At 45.1% G+C, this 20,425-nt stretch carries 18 protein-coding genes; 13 read left to right on the forward strand and 5 right to left on the reverse strand.

Annotated features, from left to right (window positions below):
• The first annotated feature begins 185 nt into the window (after positions 1-185).
• The 5 genes from RJ47_RS08940 to RJ47_RS08960 all read left to right on the forward strand — a co-directional run bounded on the left by RJ47_RS08940 (position 186) and on the right by RJ47_RS08960 (position 4,668).
• Complete coding sequence (locus RJ47_RS08940) at positions 186-1,100, forward strand: TIGR01777 family oxidoreductase (protein WP_038139430.1); 915 nt, start codon at positions 186-188, stop codon at positions 1,098-1,100.
• Positions 1,101-1,144: 44 nt separating this feature from the next.
• Complete coding sequence (locus RJ47_RS08945; protein ID WP_039483356.1) at positions 1,145-1,972, forward strand: SDR family oxidoreductase; 828 nt, start codon at positions 1,145-1,147, stop codon at positions 1,970-1,972.
• A gap of 305 nt (positions 1,973-2,277) precedes the next feature.
• On the forward strand, positions 2,278-3,132 hold the full coding sequence (locus tag RJ47_RS08950; RefSeq protein WP_039483359.1) for a thioredoxin family protein: 855 nt from the start codon (positions 2,278-2,280) through the stop codon (positions 3,130-3,132).
• Positions 3,133-3,283: 151 nt separating this feature from the next.
• Positions 3,284-4,207 (forward strand): SPFH domain-containing protein, encoded by a 924-nt coding sequence (locus RJ47_RS08955; protein WP_005474731.1) that lies wholly within the window; start codon positions 3,284-3,286, stop codon positions 4,205-4,207.
• A gap of 8 nt (positions 4,208-4,215) precedes the next feature.
• On the forward strand, positions 4,216-4,668 hold the full coding sequence (locus RJ47_RS08960) for an NfeD family protein (protein WP_039483360.1): 453 nt from the start codon (positions 4,216-4,218) through the stop codon (positions 4,666-4,668).
• Positions 4,669-5,215: 547 nt separating this feature from the next.
• Here RJ47_RS08960 and RJ47_RS08965 read toward each other — a convergent pair.
• The 4 genes from RJ47_RS08965 to zipA all read right to left on the reverse strand — a co-directional run bounded on the left by RJ47_RS08965 (position 5,216) and on the right by zipA (position 10,645).
• Positions 5,216-5,578 carry a DUF2799 domain-containing protein gene (locus RJ47_RS08965; protein WP_039483598.1) on the reverse strand — a complete coding sequence of 121 codons (363 nt, stop codon included), beginning with the start codon at positions 5,576-5,578 and terminating at the stop codon, positions 5,216-5,218.
• Positions 5,579-5,662: 84 nt separating this feature from the next.
• Positions 5,663-7,099 (reverse strand): hypothetical protein, encoded by a 1,437-nt coding sequence (locus RJ47_RS08970; protein ID WP_005474812.1) that lies wholly within the window; start codon positions 7,097-7,099, stop codon positions 5,663-5,665.
• 493 nt (positions 7,100-7,592) lie between these two features.
• Complete coding sequence (gene ligA, locus RJ47_RS08975; protein ID WP_039483363.1) at positions 7,593-9,602, reverse strand: NAD-dependent DNA ligase LigA; 2,010 nt, start codon at positions 9,600-9,602, stop codon at positions 7,593-7,595.
• A 167-nt stretch (positions 9,603-9,769) separates the two neighbouring features.
• Positions 9,770-10,645, reverse strand: coding sequence for a cell division protein ZipA (gene zipA, locus RJ47_RS08980; RefSeq protein WP_039483366.1), 876 nt, complete (start codon positions 10,643-10,645; stop codon positions 9,770-9,772).
• A 208-nt stretch (positions 10,646-10,853) separates the two neighbouring features.
• Between zipA and cysZ the strand changes: the two genes are divergently transcribed.
• From cysZ to crr, 5 genes are all read left to right on the forward strand, one after another.
• Complete coding sequence (cysZ, locus tag RJ47_RS08985) at positions 10,854-11,591, forward strand: sulfate transporter CysZ (protein ID WP_039483369.1); 738 nt, start codon at positions 10,854-10,856, stop codon at positions 11,589-11,591.
• Between the two features lie 197 nt (positions 11,592-11,788).
• On the forward strand, positions 11,789-12,757 hold the full coding sequence (gene cysK, locus RJ47_RS08990; protein WP_038190388.1) for a cysteine synthase A: 969 nt from the start codon (positions 11,789-11,791) through the stop codon (positions 12,755-12,757).
• 300 nt (positions 12,758-13,057) lie between these two features.
• Entirely contained in the window at positions 13,058-13,315 is a 258-nt protein-coding gene (locus RJ47_RS08995) for an HPr family phosphocarrier protein (RefSeq protein WP_004415108.1), read from the forward strand.
• Positions 13,316-13,454: 139 nt separating this feature from the next.
• Positions 13,455-15,179 (forward strand): phosphoenolpyruvate-protein phosphotransferase PtsI, encoded by a 1,725-nt coding sequence (ptsI, locus tag RJ47_RS09000; protein WP_038215517.1) that lies wholly within the window; start codon positions 13,455-13,457, stop codon positions 15,177-15,179.
• Positions 15,180-15,284: 105 nt separating this feature from the next.
• Positions 15,285-15,794, forward strand: a complete 510-nt coding sequence (gene crr, locus RJ47_RS09005) for a PTS glucose transporter subunit IIA (RefSeq protein ID WP_038139456.1) — start codon at positions 15,285-15,287, stop codon at positions 15,792-15,794.
• A 71-nt stretch (positions 15,795-15,865) separates the two neighbouring features.
• Here the strand turns inward: crr and RJ47_RS09010 are convergent, their stop codons facing one another.
• Complete coding sequence (locus RJ47_RS09010) at positions 15,866-17,044, reverse strand: 2-octaprenyl-3-methyl-6-methoxy-1,4-benzoquinol hydroxylase (protein ID WP_039483600.1); 1,179 nt, start codon at positions 17,042-17,044, stop codon at positions 15,866-15,868.
• Between the two features lie 289 nt (positions 17,045-17,333).
• On the opposite strand from RJ47_RS09010, the gene miaB reads away from it, so the two are divergent.
• The 3 genes from miaB (at position 17,334) to ybeY (ending at position 20,425) form a co-directional block, all read left to right on the forward strand.
• Positions 17,334-18,758 carry a tRNA (N6-isopentenyl adenosine(37)-C2)-methylthiotransferase MiaB gene (gene miaB / locus RJ47_RS09015; RefSeq protein WP_039483372.1) on the forward strand — a complete coding sequence of 475 codons (1,425 nt, stop codon included), beginning with the start codon at positions 17,334-17,336 and terminating at the stop codon, positions 18,756-18,758.
• Between the two features lie 96 nt (positions 18,759-18,854).
• Positions 18,855-19,961, forward strand: a complete 1,107-nt coding sequence (locus RJ47_RS09020; protein ID WP_039483373.1) for a PhoH family protein — start codon at positions 18,855-18,857, stop codon at positions 19,959-19,961.
• Positions 19,961-20,425 (forward strand): rRNA maturation RNase YbeY, encoded by a 465-nt coding sequence (gene ybeY / locus RJ47_RS09025; protein WP_039483375.1) that lies wholly within the window; start codon positions 19,961-19,963, stop codon positions 20,423-20,425. Before RJ47_RS09020 ends, ybeY begins: the two co-directional genes overlap by 1 nt.

A 20,425-nucleotide genomic window follows, 5' to 3' on the forward strand; every position in this document is an offset into this window, starting at 1 on the left:
TGAAACCGTGCTTTGGTGTGACTTACATTACGCGAAAATCAATAAACGTAACAAAATGTTAATTTTGTGATAATCGTTGTGCCGCATCAATTGGTGATCCTATTTTGTGCTAACTCGCTATAATTATTAGCATTAGTAAAAAATGGCGTTCCTATTGGTCAGCATAGGAGGAAAAGGAGAGATGGATGAAAATACTACTAACCGGTGGTACAGGTTTTATTGGCAAAGAGTTACTTAAACACTTCACCACACACGACGTAGTGTTACTTACTCGCTCGCCACAAACTGCAAAATCCATTGTCTATTTCGCTGATATGGGAAATGTCTCTTACATATCGAGCCTCGATGCCTACCACGATTTAAATGAGTTTGATGCAGTCATTAACCTTGCTGGAGAACCGATTGCCGATAAGCGTTGGAGTAAAAAACAAAAACAAGAGATTTGTGATAGCCGTTGGACGTTAACTGAAAAAATCGTTGATCTCATTCACGCGAGTACATCTCCACCATCAGTGTTTATCAGCGGCTCTGCAGTCGGCTACTACGGTGATCAACAGGAGCATCCGTTTGATGAAGCGCTGCATGTCCATAATGACAGTTTTCCTCACCACGTATGCGCCAAATGGGAGACCATCGCAAATCGTGCTCGCTCCGAGTCAACCCGAGTGTGTATCTTACGCACCGGAATTGTACTGGCGCCGGAAGGTGGAGCGTTAAACAAAATGCTGCTGCCTTACAAGTGCGGATTAGGTGGTCCTATTGGTAGTGGCAAGCAATACATGCCGTGGATACACATGTTGGACATGGTGAGAGCCATCGTCTATTTACTGAAAACAGAACACGCAGACGGAGAGTTCAACCTCTGTGCCCCTCACCCTGTCACCAACGCCCAATTTAGTAAAACGCTTGCCAAGTCGTTAAAGCGCCCTCATTTTTTGTTTACGCCGAAATGGGTGCTCAAGCTAGCAATGGGAGAAAGCTCAACGCTTCTGTTTGATAGCCTTAGGGCAAAACCCAAAAAGCTGACAGAACTCGGCTTTCGCTTCAGTTACTCACGAATTGAACCCGCGTTGAAAAACTTGTTACAACATCATGACTAATCTTTTACTCTATCCAAGATCAAGGATAAGTAGAGTAAGAGAAACTGATGAAGACCATTTTAATCACCGGTTGTTCGACTGGAATCGGGTACGTTTGTGCTCACGCATTACATCAACGTGGATACCAAGTGATTGCGTCATGCCGACAGCAAAAAGATGTACAACGGCTAAAAGAGGAAGGACTCCATTGTGTACAACTCGACCTATCCGATAGCGAGAGCATCTCTAATGGTCTGCAAGCGGCGTTAGCGATAACAGGCGGCAAGCTAGACGCTCTATTTAACAATGGCGCATATGGGCAACCGGGAGCCCTTGAAGATTTACCCACGCAAGCGCTAAGAACTCAGTTTGAAACGAATTTCTTTGGTTGGCATGAGTTGGTAACTCAAGTATTACCTATCATGCGTAAACAAGGTCACGGACGCATTGTACAAAATAGTTCTGTTCTAGGGTTTGCAGCCATGAAATATCGTGGCGCTTACAATGCTTCCAAGTTTGCTTTAGAAGGTTGGACCGATACCTTGAGATTAGAGCTTTGTGAGACAGATATTCACATTAGTCTGATAGAACCGGGGCCAATTGAAACTCAATTCAGAGCCAATGCGAAGAATGCCTTTCTTAAATGGGTAGATACCGAAAACAGTTGTCATAAAGCAGAATATCAATCTCAATTGCAAAGGCTTGAAAACGAATCGTCCAACAACGCATTTGTGCTGCCAGCCGAATCTTGTGTTGCTCCGCTCATTCATGCCCTGGAAGCATCCCCCCCCAAGATACGCTATCGCGTTACGACCCCCACAAAAGTCTTCGCCTTGTTAAAGCGTCTACTACCAACCCGAGTGCTCGATCAGATATTGCGACGAGCAGCATAAAAAATAACGAGTCGATGTAATTTTATCGTAATAATTGGACGTTATCTTAGTCACTGAAGATTGCTCTTCCACATAATTAAAGCGTTACATTCGGTAAAATAACATGACACTTAACCAACTCAACTGGATCGGTGTGGGTGTTGCGCTAACTCTGTTTATCGTTCTATAAACACCTTCGCTTGCAATTTAGTCGCAAAAACACCGCCAAATTGGCGGTGTTTTTGTATTATTCAGCCCCTTACCTTGAAGTCTCTCTGCTGTGCCCATATCTTTCTTTGTACGAACAAAGTGCAAGGACTCTTTACATGCAATCACCTTTTATTGTCGAGCTTAATGAACAGAACTTCCGCCAAGTGCTTGAAGGCTCAATGCAAACTCCCGTACTGGTGCATTTCTGGGCTCCAATTAGCCAAGAAAGTGCTCAAGTGATCCCTGATCTGCAGATGCTTGCTCAGCAATACAACGGTGCCTTTACACTCGCGTTGCTTAACTGCGAACAAGAGCAAATGATAGCGAGCCAGTTTGGCGTTCAAGCCATTCCAACCATCGCACTGTTCATTAATGGCCAAGCCGTTGATGGTATGGGCGGCCCTCAAGCTATCGAAACCATTAAAGAGATGCTTACCAAGCACCTACCTAGTCAAGATGAAATGATCCTAAAGCAAGCAAGCGAACTCATCCAATCTGGTGAGCACGCACAAGCTTTACCTTTGCTTGAAGGTTTAGATAACACCGTTAAACAAAAAGGTGACGTGAAACTCGCGTTAGCCAGTTGTTATCTAGAAACCCAGAAACTTGACCAAGCGAAAGCGCTACTTGAGCACATCCCACTTGAGTATCAAGACAATTTCTACAAAGGCCTCATCGCTAAGTTAGAGCTGCACGCTCAAGCGGCGAATAGCCCAGAGATCCAATCGTTAGAAGCGTCTCTTAGTCAAGCGCCTGAGGACGCAGACATCGCAAACAAATTAGCACTCGCGTACCATCAAGTGAACCGTGATGAAGAGGCGCTAGAGTTACTTTGGAGTTACCTAAAGACTAACCTCAACGCGCTCGACGGTGAAGTCAAAAAATCATTTATGGATATTCTGGCGGCACTTGGGCAAGGTAACCCAATTGCGGGGAAATACCGCCGACAGCTCTACTCCATTCTTTACTAGTCGTCCATTAGCACCTTCTAAATCATGCAGTTAAAGCCGGTTTATCCGGCTTTTATTCTATCGAAACTTAGCTTTAGTTCTCATTTCTGTCATTGTTTCAAGTGGTTAAATAGGCAACAATCGACATAGATACTGATATAAGGAACTCAAAATGGCTATTGATTCGTTGATTACCATCGGTGTATTGCTCTTCGTTATCATTGCACTCATCATTGCTGCCGTGAAAACGGTCCCTCAGGGCAACCATTGGACGGTGGAACGCTTTGGGCGCTATACGCATACACTTCGTCCCGGTCTCAATATGATTATCCCCTTCATCGATGGGATTGGTCATAAGGTCAATATGATGGAGCGGGTTCTCGATATTCCAGCACAAGAGGTCATTTCAAAGGACAACGCGAACGTAACCATCGACGCCGTGTGTTTTGTTCAAGTCATTGACGCGCCAAAAGCGGCCTATGAAGTTAATGACTTAGAACATGCCATCCGAAACTTAACACTAACTAACATTCGTACCGTATTGGGCTCTATGGAGCTTGATGAAATGCTGAGCCAGCGAGACCTCATAAACAGTCGCTTATTGACCATTGTTGACGATGCGACAAACCCATGGGGCGTGAAAGTGACTCGAATTGAAATCAAAGATGTTCAGCCCCCAGCAGACCTCACTGCTGCGATGAATGCACAAATGAAAGCAGAACGTAATAAGCGTGCTGATATTTTGGAAGCGGAAGGCGTTCGACAAGCTGAAATCCTTAAAGCGGAAGGCCACAAGCAATCCGAGATATTAAAGGCGGAAGGGGACAAGCAAGCCGCTATACTTCAAGCAGAAGCTCGTGAACGCGCAGCAGAAGCCGAAGCGAAAGCAACCGCGATGGTTTCTGAGGCAATTTCAAAAGGTGATATGCAAGCGGTGAACTACTTTATCGCACAGGGCTATACCGATGCACTTAAATCCATTGGGCAAGCTGAAAATGGTAAGATCATCATGCTTCCTCTTGAAGCATCTGGTTTGATGGGCTCAGTGGCTGGTATTGCGGAGATGTTCAAGCATCAGTCTAAACAAGATAAGTAGAGGCGATTTTGTTCGAGTTACTTGATTCAATTAATCATTGGCACTGGTTGGCATTTGGTCTGGCACTTCTCGCTGTTGAACTGCTCGGTACCGCAGGATATTTCCTCTGGCTGGGTTTGTCAGCATTAATTGTTGGTGCTGTTTTAACGGTTGTGCCGATGAGTTGGCAACTTCAATGGACCTCATTCGGCGCTTTCTCTTTAATCACGACTTGGTTATGGTGGCGTAGGCAGTTATCACAGGATAAACGCAGTGATTCGCGACGCCAGCTCAACCAAAAAGAAAAGCAGCTAATCGGTGAAGTCGTTACACTCAGCGAAGACTTTCCTTCAGGGAAAGGTCGAATCAAGCTAGGAGATACGACTTGGACTGCCAGATCAGATACTCCTCTGCAAGCAGGCTCCCAAGTTGTGGTTACCGATGTAGACGGAATCGTGCTTACCATTAAGCAAAAAAATTGAGTTTTTAAACACACGAAACGTAAAAAGCGCGGCAAATGCCTCGCTTTTTTCTTTTTTACTCTACTAAGAAAAACTTACAACGAAATCAGCACAAATTAAGTACGCTATATTTTCCACCAACTAGAAAGACAGAATACCATCTACCCTTTCCAAACAGATTATTTCATGAACTTAGAGCGCAATTCGCAGCAGAGTTACTAGGTTATTTATTGTCGAAAAAATTGAATTTTTCAATTATTTTTTGATCTTAACTGAATTCTCACCATACTTATTGACGAACCTTGCTTTACTAAACTAATTGACTAGAGGTCTGTTATGAAATTCGTATCAATTTTGTTCGCTGCAACATTAGCAATAAGTCCGGTTCTATCTCACGCATCTCAAAATGCGGGGCATGTCTTTGGTGCAGGCATTGATTGCACGTTTAGCGACGGAAGCGTCAAACATCTTCCACGTGAGTTATGTAAAGCATATGGAGGAGAGTCCAATTAACACGCTGGAAACGCTACGAAGCTGAGTCCTATGTTGGCTTCGTAGCCTAGATTCGCTAATACTTGTAAAAGTCCGCCCCCAAGAAAGCGTCCCATCCTCTTTGCCACTCAGCTTTAATCATTACTTCTTGAGGTTGCCCGTCACACTGGTTCGTGTAACGCGTTCCTGCAATCCCTTTCTCAAAGGCTTTAAAAGGATCACAATAGATTTCTTTGCCCGCCTTATAACCGCTTTCATAAGCCACTTGATCGAAAGAGACTTTTTCCTTTAAATCAGCAAGTACATCATTATCATATTGGAACCCCCGAGAACCGAAACGTTCGCCCTGACCATACCAATACTCTGCAGCTGTTTTTGGTTGGCTAGTACATGCTTGTAATGTGATAAGTACAAAGGGAACAAACCATATTTTTGTCATTTTAGCCTCCAGATTGAAACGAAAAAAGCTGAGCATTACGCTCAGCTTTTAGACAGTAGATTAGATTACTGGTTCAGATACTTATTACTTAACTGCGAAAGGAATAGTTAGCATAAGTTTGAAATCAGTCTCGTCTTGGAACAAGTTAGTGTAACCAGTCCAGTTTGGAGCATCTGTATCATTGAAGTACTCAGTGTAGTAGAACGAGATGTTCGCATCTTTCAGAGCACCAGCTTGGATTGCATAGTTCGCAAAGAAGCTGTACGCGTACTCTTTAAGATCTTTGTAGCCTTCAGCTTCTGCACCGAAACCGAATGCACCACTTACACCTGCGCTAAAGCCTTTACCGCCGATATCAGAGAAGTCACGAGATGCAGATAGGAAACCTGCGAATTCGCCGTCGTGGTTAAAGTCAGAACGGTTGTTCCACCAGATGTCGTATGCACCGTTTGAGCCACCGTAAGCGCTTGTTAGACGGTAAGCCATGTTGCCTGATGCGCCATCAACATTAGACTCAGCTGACGTGTACGTTGCTTCCGCACGGTAAGAGTATTGGCCTGAAGCGAAAGAGGTCAGCATCGCTAACTGGAATGCAGTGCTATCGTACTGCTCTTCATCGTCTACGATATATAGTTGTGGAGACCAGTAAACGCCGCCATCAGTAGTGCCTTTAACTTTAACGTGGAAGTTCTTACGCTCACCACCAGTCAATGCACCGTAACCAACATCAACAAGGATATCGTTATCGAACGTGTAACGACCACCTAGAGAGTACAATGCACCTGCATCTTCGCCATCAGTCGTTTGGAAAGTGTAAGTACGCTTGAACCAAGGAGCTTTGTACTCTTCAGCAACAACTAGGCCAAGGTCGAAACCACCCACTTTCGCGCCGACTTCACCACCTAGGTATGTACCAGGAGCGAATGACCAGTTAACGCCTAAAGAACTTGGTACAGAAGGTTGGAAGTAACCTAGCTTAGCGGTAGCCGTATCACCAAACTTGAATTTCGCTGCTGCAGTCGCGAACGATACACCGTTGCTGTTACAGTTAGAGTTCCACTTAGAGTTGTTGTTTGTTACTTGACCAGGGTTGTCAGGGTCTTCCGCAAGTTTCTTACAGTCACCCACTTTACCGTCACCGTAAGGGCTGCTTACGTCCCAGAAGTTCATTTCGTGGTCTGGGCTCGCGTTTTGCCACATATCGAACGTGCTGTAGATAACAAAGTCTGCACCCACAGTGTCAGCAACGTAACCAGAATTAAAACCAAGGTTTGCAAACACAGAACCGTGGTCTAAGTTAGCTGTTTTCTTAGTATCAGAACCATTTGCGTCAACATTGCCGCGAACACGATCACGCATGAAGAAGTTCACGTTACCGCTAATTGCTGACTCACCGAAAAATTCTGAAACCGCACCTGCGTAATCTGGACCCAAGTTATCTTGGTTAGCCATAGCTGGAGCCGCTGCGATTGCTCCTACTAGTGCTGCTGTAATTGCAGATACTTTAAACATTTTGTCCATGGAAAAACTCCTAAAAATGGATATAGCTGTTTTTTCTTTTTTCTCACCTTAAGTTGGCCGCCGAAGGGAGAACTCATTTCCTATGTTGAAAACCGCAAATTAACCTTAATCTTTGATTTTCTATTTCCTGCATACACACTGTGTATCCATGCACTTAGACTAACTTCGCGAAGCAAAACATCAATGAGAACTTTCTTTTCATCTAAAAAAATATGACCCGCTACAAATTTTTATAGCCTTAGTGATCGTGATCTCCATTAAACAGAACGAAAGACCCAATAAAACAAAAAACACTTTAAATACAATGAATTAAAAATAAAAATAACTAAAATCAGATTGAAGTGCATCGCACTTTATTAAGTTAGAAGCTCGAATTTAATTTTATTTGAAGATGATCACTGACGATAAACCTCATATTTAAAGGGCTCAGACACGAGTTATTTCAAGACAAAAAAAAGCCACCTAATGGTGGCTTTCACGTTATTTTTCATATTTATAACAGGTCAATAAGGTCCTGCTCAGTTCGAATTTCCACGCCCAATTCTTGAGCCTTCGACAACTTTGAGCCCGCATTTTCGCCAGCGAAAAGAATGTCTGTTTTTTTCGACACACTGCCAGTCACTTTTGCTCCTAAATTTTGTAGAGCCGCTTTGGCATCATTTCGAGACAACTGAGAAAGGCTACCTGTTAATACCACTGTTTTTCCAGCAAGTGGCTGAGGAGCATCCTCGCCTTTCTCTTCAATATCAGGCCAACATATTCCCTGTGCAATTAAATCGTCAATAACATTCTGGTTGTTATCTTGGGCAAAAAAGGCCGTGATGTGACTCGCCACAATATCGCCAATATCAGGAACCGCAATCAACTGCTCATGACTTGCCGCTTTGATCGCATCAAGCGTTTTGAAGTGCAGCGCCAAGTTTGCAGCCGTCGCTTCGCCAACTTCACGAATACCCAGCGAGTATAAAAAGCGTGCCAATGTGGTTTCTTTCGCTTTTGCTAAGGCATCAACCACATTCTGTGCAGACTTCGGCCCCATACGGTCAAGTACAGTGATAATGCCCGCCGAGAGCTTGAATAAATCAGCAGGTGTCTCGACCATTTCTCGGTCTACCAACTGCTCGATGACTTTGACCCCTAGTCCATCAACGTCCAACGCTTTTCGCGAAACAAAATGCTTCAACGCTTCTTTGCGTTGTGCCTGACAGACAAGACCACCCGAACATCGTGCAACAGCCTCACCCTCAACGCGCTCTACTTGCGAATCACACACTGGGCACTGCGAAGGAAACACAATCTCTCTCGCGTCATCAGGACGACGCTCAGCCACGACAGAAACTATCTGTGGGATAACGTCACCCGCTCGGCGTATGACGACACTGTCTCCTATTTTCACGCCTAGGCGAGCAATTTCATCCGCATTGTGCAGCGTGGCATTACTTACCGTCACACCACCAACAAACACAGGCTCCAGTTTCGCCACTGGCGTTATTGCGCCTGTACGGCCGACTTGAAATTCGACATCGTTCAGTCGAGTAATTTCCTCTTGTGCAGGAAATTTATACGCAATGGCCCAGCGAGGCGCTCTCGCAACAAAACCAAGGCGCTCTTGAAGTTCAATCGAATCTACTTTGATAACCACGCCGTCAATTTCGTAGGCGAGTTGGTCACGACGCTGCAATATGTCTTTGTAGTAAGCTTTAACATCATCCAAACTCTCAACCTGACGAGTCTCAGGGCACATTGGTAGCCCCCAAGATTTCAACTGCAAAAAACGCTCATAGTGACTTTCGGACAATGCCGCGCCTTCAACCACGCCCACACTGTACGCATAAAAACTAAGCGGTCGTTTCGCAGTAATTCTGGAATCTAGCTGACGCAAGCTGCCCGCAGCGGCATTACGCGGGTTCACAAATACTTTTTCACCTTTTTTCAAAGCGTGTTCGTTTAGCTTTTCAAACCCTGCTTTAGGCATAAAGACTTCACCACGCACTTCAATACGCGCTGGCCACCCTTCACCACATAGTTTCAAAGGAATAGCTTTAATGGTTCGCACGTTTTCTGTGATGTTTTCACCTGTTGCGCCATCACCTCGAGTCGCCGCTTGGACCAAAACGCCATTTTCATAGAGTAAGCTCACCGCAAGACCATCAAGTTTAGGCTCACAACAAAATGCCTCAACCGCGCTTCCCGCTACGCGGTCCAGCATACGCTTGTGGAAAGCGTTCAATTCATCATCATCAAAAGCATTATCGAGAGACAGCATCGGGATTTCGTGAGCCACAGGGGTAAAACCATCCAATGGCGCTCCCCCCACTCGCTGGCTTGGAGAATCAACTGAGATCAGATCAGGGTTTTGCGCTTCTAGCTCAATCAACTCTCTCATCAAACGGTCGTATTCCGCGTCGGGGATTTCCGGAGCATCCTCGACGTAGTACTTAATACCGTGATAATGCAGGCTCTCACGTAACTGATTGAGTTTTTCTTGAATCTGTTGCGACATAACTAACTCTGATTATAAATAGGTTGGAATCACGTACCGCATTGCAAAGCGGTGAAATGTTTGGCCATCTAGTATGGCGAGGCGTGCTAAAGTTATCAATCATCTTGAGCACGCTAGAAATAATAAAGGCCCCGAATCGGAGCCTTTACAGAAAGTAAATAGGTATTCTAAGCAGTGGTTGCCGATTTAAACTTCTGAATTTGCGCTTTGTACCCATCGATACGATTAGGTGTCATTAGGTTACGGGCATCATCAAGCACATTGGCACCTAAATCATCAGCAATCTGTTGCGCTGTTTTGAGCATCAACTTGAAGTTCTGATCCGGCTCACCGTAACAAGGTAGCGTCATAAAGAAAGAGATACCTTTGGTTGTAAACTCAGCGGGATCATCGTGCTTCAGCGTTCCAGGCTGCATCATATTGGCGACACTGAATAGCACTTTTCCGGTGCCTGACAAATCAGAATGACGGTGGAAGATATCCATCTCTCCGTAAAGCAACCCATTTTGCTGCATACTGTCAAAAAGTTTGGTTCCGACAAATGGTTCATCACCAGCGCAGTGAACGTTCAGTACAATCACTTCCATTTCTGGTTCGCTTTGGGGTTCTGTCGCTGCGGGGCTAGGCGTCGATTCGACCTCAGGCTCAACATTCGTCACTGGTTCAAAGCTCTCTTCAACCTCATCAAGTGATTGAGTAGAAATAGAAGGAACGTCCAACTCTGCTTCATCGAGGTGACGGGTTTGGGGTGTCGTATCCACCTCGTCTTGATAGCTATCAATCAATGGGTCAGCCAACACAGGTTCTGGCGCGAACTCAGGCTCTTTGCGTTCCTTGCGGATAATTTCAAAGTCATCTTCAGGTGCAAAGCCTCGCTCAGGCAGTGCGTCAGACTCTTCATCACCTTCGACATCTAGCTTACGCATTGGCTTATTGCCAAACTTTGTCGACCCTTCTTTTTTGCTTGTCCACAAACCGTGGAACAATAAAGCGGCAATCGCTAAAGCTCCAACAATTATCAGTACGAATCGCAGTTCCTGCATTTTTAGCTCTCAATTCTTCAATAAAAACGCTCTAGAGGCATCAATATTGAATTGGGTTATATCTAAACTTCAGTAACTCTACCAAAACTCCACCCTGTTTTAGAACAACTTAATGTTAGAAGTTCCGAGAATGTTGTGATTTTGAACACGCTTTTTTCTTGTTAAGATAGCCAACGTTCGTTTTTAAAACAGTAAGTGACACTCAACTATGGATTACTCTCAACACCAACGCAGTGGATTTGGTTACTTTTTTTATGGCCTCAATCTCGCCATGCGACCTGGCATTCGACAGTTCGTGCTACTGCCACTTTTGGCCAACGTTATTCTCGTAGGCGGTGCGCTTTTTTATCTTTTTTCGCATTTAGACGTTTGGATCGAACACCTCATTGGTCAGCTTCCTGAGTTTCTGTCTTGGCTTAGCTACTTATTGTGGCCGTTATTGGTTCTCACCATACTGGCGACGTTCTCTTATTTCTTTAGCACCCTCGCAAACTTTGTTGCGGCACCGTTTAACGGCTTGCTGGCTGAAAAAGTTGAAGAACACTTAACTCAACAAAAAGTGAACGAGGATGGTTTGCTCGCCACTATAAAGGACACACCAAGAATCCTCGCTCGTGAATGGCGAAAGCTCGTCTACGTATTGCCAAAAGCAATCGGGCTTTTTTTACTGCTGCTAATCCCTGCGCTCGGTCAAACTATTGGCCCCTTTCTTTGGTTTGCTTTTACAGCTTGGATATTGGCCATTCAGTATTGTGATTACCCGTTCGATAATCACAAGATAAGCTTCAACGACATGCGTAACAATTTGAAACAAAAACAAGGCAAAGCGTATTCATTTGGTGCCCTGGTTAGTATTTTTACGACGATCCCCATTCTAAATCTTATTGTGATGCCTGTTGCCGTCTGTGGTGCTACCGCAATGTGGGTTGCAGAGTTCAAAAAGTAATAAACTCAAGGGGGCGAATGCGCATCATTTGCCCCGTTATTCTCTTTTTGCTCAGTACAAGTTCATATCATATAACTTTTTAATCCTTTTCTAGTTTTTTCAGCTGTCCTAATCTCTACCCAGTCAAATTACAAAGAACAACATGGCCTTGCTGAATCTCATTGTTCAGCGCCACCAAAGAGATGAAGGATCACATCATGAGCAAAATCTACGAAGATAACTCGCAAACTATCGGCAACACACCTCTTGTTCGCCTGAACAAAGTCAGCAACGGTAAGGTTCTGGCTAAAGTTGAAGCACGCAACCCAAGCTTCAGCGTTAAGTGTCGTATCGGCGCGAACATGATCTGGGAAGCAGAAAAAGCAGGCACTCTTAAGCCAGGCGTAGAACTTGTCGAGCCAACCAGTGGTAACACTGGTGTTGCGCTTGCATTCGTTGCAGCGGCTCGTGGTTACAAACTGACTCTTACTATGCCTGAATCAATGAGCTTAGAGCGTCGTAAGCTACTCAAAGCGCTTGGTGCAAATCTTGAACTGACTGAAGCAGCAAAAGGGATGAAAGGCGCAATTGCTAAGGCTGAAGAAATCGTTGCTAGCAACCCAGAAAAATACCTATTGCTACAACAGTTCAATAACCCAGCTAACCCGCAGATTCACGAGAAAACCACTGGTCCTGAAATTTGGGAAGCGACTGACGGTGAAGTGGATGTATTCGTTGCTGGTGTAGGTACGGGTGGCACATTGACGGGAACAAGTCGCTTTATTAAAGGCGAGAAAGGCAAAAACATTGTTTCTGTTGCGGTAGAACCTGCTGAATCGCCGGTTATCGCACAGGCGCTAGCAGGCGAAGAAATCCAGCCAGCTCCTCACAAAATCCAAGGTATTGGTGCGGGCTTCATTCCTGGCAACCTAGATTTAGAGCTTATTGACCGAGTTGAAGCAGTGACTTCTGAAGAAGCCATTGCTATGGCAAGACGCCTAATGGAAGAGGAAGGTATTCTTGCTGGTATTTCTTCTGGTGCTGCTGTCGTTGCGGCAAACCGCCTAGCGGAACTGCCTGAATTTGAAGGAAAAACAATTGTTACCGTTCTACCAAGCTCTGGTGAACGTTACCTAAGTACAGCACTGTTTGCAGGTATCTTTACCGAGAAAGAAAACCAACAGTAATATGTTGTCAAATCAATTTTTCGTCCAAAAAAGCCCCATTTAGGGGCTTTTTTGTTGATCCTCGCCACACCTTTGGTAATATCAGGGCAGTTTTATTTTTAGCTTCAAAATAAAAAAGCTAACTACGTATTTATGTCGTTCGTGAGATTGAACATAGATTCAAATCACAAGCGGAAAATTTACAACCAGTATCAGTTCTGACACGAAATGAACGTTGTGCGCCTAGCAGAATAGGACATTTACGGTTAAGCTAGTCTGGTTAAGAAACTATCAAAATATAAATCAATTGGGGTATATAACATGTACGAGAAGCAAGTAGAAATCACTGCAGAAAACGGTCTTCACACTCGTCCAGCTGCACAGTTCGTTAAAGAAGCTAAAGCATTCGACGCGGACATCACTGTGACTTCTAACGGCAAAAGCGCTAGCGCAAAGAGCCTATTCAAACTACAAACTCTAGGCCTAGTTAAAGGTACAGTAGTTTCTATCTCAGCTGAGGGCCCACAAGCTCAGCAAGCTGTAGACCACCTAGTTGCTCTAATGGACCAACTACACTAATCCGGTCTTCTATTTTCAAAGCCATTTTGTGAAAGCAAAATGGCTTTGTTGGAAATAGAGCAAAATTTGAGCTACAAATTATCGTTAGCGCACCCATTATTTCTCCCGTTTTTAAAGTTGACCAACTTAAGGTAAGGCTATGATTTCAGGCATCCTAGCATCTCCTGGTATTGCAATTGGTAAAGCACTACTACTTCAAGAAGATGAAATTGTCCTAAACACAAACACCATTTCTGATGATCAAGTTGAAGCAGAAGTTCAGCGTTTCTTTGACGCACGCAACAAATCTGCTGCACAGCTAGAAACTGTTAAACAGAAAGCACTTGAAACCTTCGGTGAAGAGAAAGAAGCGATCTTTGAAGGTCACATCATGCTTCTTGAAGACGAAGAGCTAGAGGAAGAAATCCTAGCACTAATCAAAAACGACAAGATGACCGCTGATCACGCGATTCACACAGTGATCGAAGAGCAAGCGTCTGCTCTTGAGTCTCTTGACGACGAATACCTAAAAGAACGTGCAACAGATATCCGCGATATCGGCACGCGCTTTGTTAAAAACGCACTAGGCATCAACATTGTTTCTCTAAGCGATATCAATGAAGAAGTTATCCTAGTGGCTTACGACCTAACGCCATCTGAAACTGCACAGATCAACCTAGACTACGTTCTTGGTTTTGCTTGTGACATCGGCGGTCGTACTTCTCACACTTCAATCATGGCTCGCTCTCTTGAGCTTCCAGCTATCGTTGGTACTAACGACATCACTAAGCAAGTTAAGAATGGCGATATGCTGATTCTTGATGCGATGAACAACAAGATCGTTATCAACCCATCTGAAGCAGAGCTAGAAGAAGCGAAAGCAGTTAAAGCAGCGTTCGTTGCCGAAAAAGAAGAGCTAGCTAAGCTGAAAGATCTTCACGCTGAAACTCTAGATGGTCACCGTGTAGAAGTTTGCGGTAACATCGGTACAGTAAAAGACTGTGACGGTATCATCCGTAACGGCGGTGAAGGCGTTGGTCTGTACCGTACTGAATTCCTATTCATGGACCGTGATGCTCTACCTACTGAAGACGAGCAGTACCAAGCGTACAAAGAAGTTGCAGAAGCAATGAACGGTGAATCAGTAATCATCCGTACAATGGACATCGGTGGTGACAAAGATCTTCCATACATGGATCTTCCACAAGAGATGAACCCATTCCTAGGCTGGCGCGCAGTACGTATCAGCTTAGATCGTCGTGAAATTCTCCGTGACCAGCTACGCGGTATCCTACGTGCATCTGCACACGGTAAGCTTCGCATCATGTTCCCAATGATCATCTCTGTTGAGGAAATCCGTGAACTGAAGAAAGCTATCGAAGAGTACAAAGCTGAACTTCGCTCAGAAGGCCACGCATTCGACGAAAACATCGAAATCGGTGTAATGGTTGAGACTCCAGCAGCTGCAGCTATCGCACACCACCTAGCGAAAGAAGTAGCCTTCTTCTCTATCGGTACTAACGACCTGACTCAGTACACGCTGGCAGTAGACCGTGGTAACGAGATGATTTCTCACCTATACAACCCACTATCTCCAGCAGTGCTGACGGTAATCAAGCAGGTTATCGATGCATCTCACGCGGAAGGTAAATGGACAGGTATGTGTGGTGAGCTAGCGGGTGACGAGCGCGCAACGCTTCTACTTCTAGGTATGGGTCTAGATGAGTTCTCTATGAGCGGCATCTCTATCCCTAAAGTGAAGAAAGTTATCCGTAACTCAAACTTCGCAGAAGTGAAAGCGATGGCTGAAGAAGCGCTTTCTCTACCAACAGCGGCAGAAATCGAAGCTGTTGTAGAAAAATTCATCGCTGAGAAAACTCAATAATCGACGAATTCCAATGAGATAGACGGTAAAAAAAGTCGTCTATCTCGTAAGATTGGTATACTATAATTCGACAGAATTAAATAAAAACGTTAGGAGCATGACACAATGGGTCTGTTTGACAAACTTAAGAAGCTAGTATCTGACGACAGCGCTGACGCGGGTGCCATCGAAATTATCGCACCTCTATCTGGTGAAATCGTAAACATCGAAGATGTGCCAGATGTAGTTTTCGCTGAGAAAATCGTTGGTGATGGTATTGCTATCAAACCTGCTGGTAACAAAATGGTAGCTCCTGTAAACGGTACTATCGGTAAGATCTTCGAGACTAACCACGCGTTTTCTATCGAATCTGACGACGGCGTTGAGCTATTCGTTCACTTCGGTATCGACACAGTTGAGCTAAAAGGCGAAGGCTTCAAGCGTATCGCTGAAGAAGGTCAAACTGTTAAAGCTGGCGACACTATCATCGAATTCGATCTAGCTCTTCTAGAAGAGAAAGCGAAATCGACTCTTACTCCAGTTGTTATCTCTAACATGGACGAAATCAAAGAGCTGAACAAGCTTTCTGGTTCTGTAACTGTTGGTGAAACTCCAGTTCTACGTGTAACTAAGTAATTATCACTTAGCCAAACACCAAAAAACGCAGCTCATGGCTGCGTTTTTATTGGCTGTGATTCAGGCAAAAGTCACTTTAGGCCTAGGGCGTACCTCAACACTTGCGCTTTAAGTGGTCCTGTATTTTCAGCAATCTTTAAAGCCGCATTGCGAACCAACTTTAATGGCGTAATGTCGTTACTAAAGCTTTTGTAGAAGAAATCCATTCCAGATTGCATCAGCAAGTTATCTGGGCGACGCTTTCGTTCATATAAGCGAAGTAGCTCATCTGACAAAGCCTCTTTCCCTTGCGTCACCTCAAGCAACACTTTCACATCTTTAAAGCCAAGGTTTACACCCTGCCCCGCTAGTGGGTTGATGGTATGAGCCGAATCACCAACCAGCACACATCGATTCAACGAGTAACATTGAGCATGACGACGAGTTAACGGAAATGAACCAGATTGAAGCACTTTGATATCACCAAGCTCTTGTGGGAAGTGATCCAATACTTCTTCGCGCAATTTTGCCGGAGACATTGCCGCCAAACGCTTAATCCGGCTTGGTGAGTCATACCAAACAAGCGATCCTTGAGGTGTTTCTCCTCTTTCACTCTTCAACGAGGCAAGAGGCAAAAAAGAGCGAGGCCCTGATGGAGTAAACTGCTGCCAAGTCATGTCTTGCTGTGGTAATTGCGTCTCCACATTAATGAGCATGCAATGCTGACGATAATCCCAAGCAGTCACACCAATGCCCGCAAGCTGACGCACTTTTGAGTTCGCGCCATCGGCACCCACCGTCAAATCAGCACTCAACTCGGTGCCAGATGCCAGCTTGATCCGATTCGTATCACCAAACTCAATATCATCGAGCCTATCAGGGCAATACAACGTAATGTTCTGGTACTGATCCAATTGCTGCCAAAGGCCAAGTTGAATCAATCGATTTTCGATGATAAACCCTAGCTGATCCATCTCTAATGAGTCTGCATGGAAACGCGTGCGGCACTCTGGGTGCTCCCACGTTTCCAGTCGGCGATAAGGGCAAACGCGCATCTGTTTGATCGCATCCCACGCTCCAAGCTGCTCCAATATGGAAACAGAATGCTCGGAAATTGCCGAGACGCGTATATCAAGCGGCTGCTCAGGAGAAAATGACTTGGGCGCAGCACCTTCCACTACGGCCACTTGTCTGCCCTGCTTAGCAAAACCAATAGCGATAGCGGCACCCACCATGCCTCCGCCGATAACGGCAACATCAAACTTGCTCATATTTCGCACTTCAATTGATTGATTCATTGACTGTTTTTCATTGTACGTTTTCATTACTAAAATGTAACTAAAAACCTCACCCTCTATCTGGGTAAACCCCTTGTACAATATAGGGTTTAACTGATTTCAAGCCAGCACTAGTCAGGTGGTTTTGAAAGCAGTACAATACGCCGCTTACCGCCGTGAGGGCGGCTAAAATATAGTCACAAAACCGACCATGTTTTGATGATTTACTGGAAACATTGGGCGATTTGCTCCCTTAATTTAAACTAACGATCGAGCGAACAACATGAGTAAAAAACTGCTAATTAAAACCTGGGGTTGCCAGATGAACGAATACGATTCATCGAAAATGGCAGATCTAATGAACGCGGCTAATGGCTACGAGCTTACAGAAGAACCAGAAGAAGCAGACGTACTACTACTGAATACCTGTTCTATCCGCGAAAAAGCACAAGAGAAGGTATTCCATCAGCTAGGTCGTTGGAAAACTCTTAAAGATAAAAAGCCAGGCGTTGTTATCGGCGTTGGTGGTTGTGTTGCCACCCAAGAAGGCGATCACATTCGTGAACGAGCACCGTTTGTCGACGTAATCTTCGGCCCTCAAACTCTTCACCGTCTTCCTGAGATGATCAAACAGTCTCAATCAGACGAAGCGCCTGTAATGGACATCTCTTTCCCAGAGATCGAAAAGTTTGACCGCCTGCCAGAGCCTCGTGCTGAAGGCGCTACCGCATTCGTTTCTATTATGGAAGGCTGTTCTAAATACTGTACTTACTGCGTGGTACCTTACACTCGCGGCGAAGAAGTTAGCCGTCCAATGGATGACGTACTGTTCGAGATTGCTCAGCTAGCAGAGCAAGGCGTACGTGAAGTTAACCTACTAGGTCAAAACGTAAACGCATACCGTGGTCCTATGCATGATGGTGACATCTGTAGCTTTGCTGAACTGCTTCGCTTAGTAGCGTCTATCGATGGTATTGACCGTATTCGCTTCACAACTAGCCACCCGCTTGAGTTTACTGACGACATCATTGCCGTCTACGAAGATACGCCTGAACTGGTAAGCTTCCTGCACCTACCAGTACAAAGTGGTAGTGACCGTATTCTTACGATGATGAAGCGTCCACACACAGCCATCGAATACAAATCGATCATTCGCAAGCTGCGTAAAGCGCGCCCTGATATTCAAATTAGCTCTGACTTCATTGTGGGCTTCCCAGGTGAAACAGCAAAAGATCACCAAGACACAATGAAGCTAATCAAAGACGTTGATTTCGATATGAGCTTCAGCTTTATCTTCTCACCACGTCCAGGTACGCCAGCTGCAGATTACCCATGTGATGTGCCAGAGCAAGAGAAAAAAGAGCGCCTATACGAGCTTCAACAAACCATCAACGCACAAGCAATGCGCTACTCTCGCCTAATGTTAGACACAGAACAGCGCGTACTGGTCGAAGGTCCATCGAAAAAGAATCTAATGGAGCTTCGCGCTCGTACAGAGAACAACCGCGTGGTTAACTTCGAAGGCAGCGCTGACCTCATCGGTCAATTTGTTGATGTGAAAATCACAGACGTGTTTGCCAACTCATTACGTGGCGAATTGGTTCGTACAGAGAAAGACATGGATCTGCGCAGCATCATTTCACCAACACAAATGATGGCGAAAACCAAGCGAGAAGACGAGCTAGGTGTAGCAACCTTTACGCCTTAGGCTTGAAAATGCCTTTCTAAGTGACCATCTTAGATAAGGTATACATGATCATTGGCAGTCCGGTCTCAATCGGGCTGCCATAAATGAGAGGCAACTTTGAGCAATAAAATTGTTACTTTAGAAATTAATCTAGAACCTTCTGATAACCGTCGCCTAGCCAGTCTTTGCGGCCCATTCGACGACAACATCAAACATCTTGAGCGCCGTCTCGGTGTTGAAATTAGCTATCGCGGTAACTTCTTTACCATCGTAGGTAAACCGCATACTTCTGCTGCTGCACTCGAAATCATCAAAACGCTTTACGTCAATACTGCGCCTGCTCGCGGTAATATTCCTGATATCGAACCTGATGAAATTCATCTAGCGATCAAAGAAACAGGCGTATTAGAACAAAACACCGAATCTGAGTTTGAACACGGTAAAGAAGTGTTCATCAAAACAAAGAAAGGCGTCATTAAGCCACGGACACCGAATCAAGGTCAGTACCTGATGAACATGGTCACCCATGACATCTCTTTCGGTATTGGTCCTGCCGGTACAGGTAAAACCTACCTTGCTGTCGCAGCAGCCGTTGACGCATTAGAGCGACAAGAAATTCGCCGAATCCTCTTGACCCGCCCAGCAGTTGAAGCCGGTGAGAAACTCGGTTTCCTGCCCGGTGACTTGAGCCAAAAGGTAGACCCATACCTTCGTCCACTATACGACGCCTTATTCGAAATGCTAGGCTTCGAAAAAGTAGAGAAACTGATTGAACGTAACGTGATTGAAGTGGCACCGCTCGCCTACATGCGCGGTCGAACTCTTAACGATGCCTTTATCATCTTGGACGAGAGCCAGAACACGACTGTTGAACAAATGAAGATGTTCTTAACGCGTATCGGCTTTAACTCACGCGCGGTCATTACTGGTGACATCACTCAGATCGATTTACCGCGAGGCGCAAAATCAGGCCTTCGTCACGCTATCGAAGTATTAAGTGAAGTGGATGACATTAGCTTCAACTTCTTCCAATCTGACGATGTCGTGCGTCACCCTGTTGTGGCACGAATTGTAAACGCCTACGAAAAGTGGGAAGCGCAAGACCAAAAAGAACGTAAAGAGTTCGAGAAAAAGCGTCGTGAAGAGCGAGAAGCGAAGCTACTTGAAACCGCAAAAGCGGAGCTCTCGAAGCAAGTTCAAGCCGAAGTATCGGAAGGTAAATAATGACTATTGAACTCGACTTACAATTTGCAGTCGAAAGCAATGAAGGCCTCCCAACAGAGCAGGACTTTCAAACCTGGCTAGACAAGACCATCATCCCATTTCAACAGGATGCGGAGCTTACGATCAGGATTGTAGACGAAGAAGAAAGCCATCAGCTTAACCACGAGTATCGTGGAAAAGATAAACCAACCAATGTGCTCTCTTTCCCTTTCGAAGTGCCACCAGGCATTGAGATGAATCTGTTGGGTGACCTGATTATTTGTAAGCAAGTCGTCGAGCGTGAAGCACAAGAGCAAAATAAACCTCTGCTTGCTCACTGGGCGCATATGGTTGTACATGGCAGTCTGCATCTGCTAGGTTATGATCATATCGAGGATGACGAAGCCGAAGAGATGGAGTCACTCGAAACCGAAATCATGCAAGGGATGGGCTTTGAAGACCCATACTTAGCTGAGAAACAGTAA

It is taken from the genome of Vibrio sinaloensis (assembly GCF_000808535.1).
Taxonomy (GTDB): Bacteria; Pseudomonadota; Gammaproteobacteria; order Enterobacterales; family Vibrionaceae; genus Vibrio; species Vibrio sinaloensis_D.